This window comes from Vibrio sp. 10N.222.52.C3 (assembly GCF_041474195.1).
In the GTDB taxonomy this organism is placed as follows: Bacteria; Pseudomonadota; Gammaproteobacteria; order Enterobacterales; family Vibrionaceae; genus Vibrio; species Vibrio crassostreae_C.
This window is the reverse complement of the sequence record NZ_JBFRTQ010000190.1, coordinates 1-2149: the sequence shown is the minus strand read 5'-3', so window position 1 is coordinate 2149 and position 2149 is coordinate 1. Positions and strand designations below refer to the sequence as shown.

Here is a 2149-nt window from a genome sequence, read left to right as displayed (position 1 = left end):
TCATAGACAGGATCTTAAGAGCTAACTTGTTTATTTAGATAGAAAAAAGGCTTCATTTATGATCAGATAATCGTCGCCAAACAAACTACCTACATCAATAGTGAAGCCGATGACGATTATCTCCTTACAGAAGCAATTTAAGCAATTCTTTAATGCTGACACCCTCCAAAAAATGGCGAAAAGTACAGGCCTGATGAAACGGTGTCGGGCGATATTACCCGAGCAGCTAGTCATTAGCTTAGTGGCCGCGTTAAGCAAAGGAAACTGCACTTCCATTGCGGATTTACTGCGACAATTCAATGGGATGTGCTTGAGCCCTGAAGGTGCCGTGGCATACAAGCCTTACCATAACCAGTTGAGGAAAAATGAGTTTCCTAATTTCATGCGGCAACTTGTTATGCGTGCAATAGCTCAATTTGCTCGCCAGCAGAATGTCGGTCTACCAAATAAGCTCGACACCTTTGATGATGTACTGCTTCAAGATGGCAGCTCTTTCCACATCCATCGTGACCTGGCGGATGTTTATCCGAGTCGATTTAAACGTAACCCTGCAGCGGTTGAATGTCATATGACAATGTCGTTGAAAAGCTTTTCTCCAGTCGCGATGAACATCAGCGCTGATACGGCATCAGAAAGAGATTTTTTACCTGAGCCCAAAACGATGAACAACAAATTGCTGTTAGCTGAGGCAGGGTATCCTGATTTCCACTTCTTTCGAGAGCTTGAACAGCATGGCGGATTCTATATTGTCCGAGGTGCTAAGTCTCTGAACCCTATGATTATTGAGACAAGGAACGGCAAGGGGCGACTGCTGCCTAAGCTAGAAGGGAAGAAGCTGAAAGACATTACTCGAGGTACCAACCGTTCGCAGGTCCTTGACCTAAAAGTCCGTCGAGGTAAACAAGAGTTTAGAGTCGTGCGACGATGGTTTGCTGAAGAAAAACGATTCTGCATTTGGATAACTAACTTACCTTCAGACACCTTTACTGCCGATGACATCATGGCGATCTACCGCTGTCGATGGCAGGTGGAACTGCTTTTTAAAGAGTTAAAGTCTCACACCAACTGGCAACGATTTGTCACCGCACAAAAGGCCATCGTTGATGGGCTCATCTGGGCCAGTTTACTTGCGCTGATCATTAGGCGTAGTATTGCGCTTCAGATAATGCCATCGGTCTCATTGTTTAAAGCGGCAAAAAATGTGGATGTCTGGCTGTTACCAATATTTGAATGTATCAGTCACGGCGCATGGTCAGAAATCAGCAATAAAATCGAATGGGCTACCAGTTATATATCAAGGAACACTCAAAAGTCCGCGCAGAGGAAGTCTAAAGAAAACATTACGTTAGACGGAGTTTACGCTGAGCTTAGTGCTTAAGGTTCTGTCTATGTTTGACTGTTCTTCTTCACGATAAATAATCTCATCTATTACACAAGATCTGCCTAACTCGGAGATCTTTGGCGATTGATCATTTCTCCACCTTGAGTAACTTAGACTGAAATTCGTACATTTCTCAAACAGATTAAGATCTTTTCTCAATTGAAAGCTATCGCTGTATTAGAAAGTGATGAAAATTAAGTTGTTGATAAATATTAAATTAATAATTTTTTGTGGTTTTTTGAAAGTTTTTCTAAAGCTTCTGATTTTCGCGCCGTTATTAAAAGTAACTTTGAGAGAACTACTTGGTTTTCCGAGACGTCGGAAACCGCTATACCGGAAAATCAATTGGAGAAATCACCATGGCAGTGAATGTAAATACAAACGTTTCAGCGATGACAGCGCAACGTTACCTAAACAACGCAAACAGCGCACAACAAACATCAATGGAGCGTCTAGCTTCTGGCTCAAAAATCAACAGCGCAAAAGATGACGCTGCGGGCCTACAAATCTCGAACCGTTTGAACGTTCAGAGCCGTGGTCTTGATGTTGCTGTACGTAACGCGAACGACGGTATCTCTATTGCACAAACTGCTGAAGGTGCAATGAACGAGACAACGAACATCCTGCAACGTATGCGTGATTTGTCTCTACAGTCTTCAAACGGCTCAAACTCAAAATCTGAGCGTGTAGCGATTCAAGAAGAAGTAACTGCGCTTAACAATGAACTTAACCGTATCGCAGAAACGACGTCTTTCGGTGGTAACAAAC

The 2149-nt window shown here is 42.9% G+C and carries 1 protein-coding gene and 1 pseudogene; both read left to right on the top strand.

Annotation, left to right across the window (positions count from 1 at the left end):
• Positions 1-109: 109 nt before the first annotated feature.
• A complete protein-coding gene (locus tag AB4517_RS21775) occupies positions 110-1378 on the top strand; it encodes an IS4 family transposase (protein WP_372149935.1) in 1269 nt (422 codons plus the stop codon).
• A gap of 362 nt (positions 1379-1740) precedes the next feature.
• Positions 1741-2149 (top strand): annotated as a pseudogene (locus AB4517_RS21770) (flagellin B); the annotation flags it as partial.